General features: G+C 62.9%; 1 pseudogene. It reads left to right on the top strand.

Annotated features, from left to right (window positions below):
- Window positions 1-91 precede the first annotated feature (91 nt).
- Window positions 92-1,095, top strand: a pseudogene (locus tag EV216_RS18050) (IS3 family transposase); the annotation flags it as partial.
- Window positions 1,096-1,337 lie beyond the last annotated feature (242 nt).

Genomic DNA, 1,337 nt, shown 5'->3' with positions numbered 1-1,337 from the left:
ATGATCTCTATCTCAGACATAAGCACGTGCTCAGGCATATGCCTAAGCCTCCATGGTCATGCCCAAGTGTCCGGTCAAAAAGGGGGCCAGTTCAGATGCCAAGCGGCTGAAGCAGCTCGAGGATGAGAATGCGAAGCTCAAGCGGCTGCTGGCTGATGCCATGCTGGACAATGTGGTGTTGAAGGATCTCCTGGGAAAGCCCTGACGACACCGATGCAACGGCGGGACGCGGTGCTGCGGGCGATGACGGATCATCCGATCTCTCAGCGCCGGGCCTGTGTCCTGATCGGTGTCGATCCGAAGACGGTGCGGCGAGAGAGGTCGCCCGACAACCCGGAAATCCGTGAGGAGATGCACAAGATCGCCGAGAAGCGTCGCCGCTTCGGTTATCGGCGCGTGGGCGTCATGCTCGAGCGCAAGGGCATGATCATGAACGAAAAGAAGCTCTACCGGATTTACCGGGAGGAAGGGCTGTCGGTGCGCCGCCGTCGTGGCCGCAAGCGGGCGCGCGGCAGTCGGACACCAATGCCGGTCTCGCTGCGGCCGAACCAGCGCTGGTCGCTGGACTTCCTGTCCGACACGTTCGGGGCCTGCCGCAGGTTCCGCATTCTGGCGGTCAACGACGATTGCTGCCGCGAGAACCTGGCGCTCATCGCCGACACCAGTATCTCGGGGGCCAGGGTGGCGCGGGAGCTTGATGCGCTGGTCAGGATCTACGGAAAACCGGCCTGCATCGTCTCGGACAATGGCACCGAATTCACCAGCAAGGCCATCCTGAAATGGGCCAACGAGAACGGAGTCGAATGGCACTACATCGACCCGGGCAAGCCGCAGCAGAATGGCTACATCGAGTCCTTCAATGGCAGCCTGCGCGACGAATGCCTCAACGAGGAGATCTTCGACAGCCTGCCCGACGCTCGTCGCAAGCTGGCACTGTGGCGATATGACTACAACAACGTCAGGCCGCATTCCTCGCTGGGCAACCAGACCCCGGCAGAAGCGCGCCGGACGCTTGAGCAATCTGAGGGCTCCGCGCCCGGCGCGCTTGCCCAGCCCGAAACCGACCACTATCAACCCCAGGGACTCTCGTTATGAACGAGGGACGACCGGGGGGCAGGTCACAACCTAGACCGGAGATTCCACCGATGACCACCGACATGATGAACCTGCGTGACGCGCCTGCGAGAAGGTCTGCGCGAGTGCTCTGCTTTCGGGGGGGCGGATGTCCTATGGGGCCGACGCTTGGCTGGGGACGCGCGCCTGAGCGGCGCGCGTCGTTTTCATGGGCCGGACGGGTGTCCGGTTTCGCATGCGAAACCCGCGTCAGGCTGCGCTCA

Source organism: Rhodovulum steppense (assembly GCF_004339675.1).
GTDB classification, from domain to species: domain Bacteria; phylum Pseudomonadota; class Alphaproteobacteria; order Rhodobacterales; family Rhodobacteraceae; genus Rhodovulum; species Rhodovulum steppense.
This window is presented reverse-complemented; position numbering and strand designations above follow the sequence as displayed.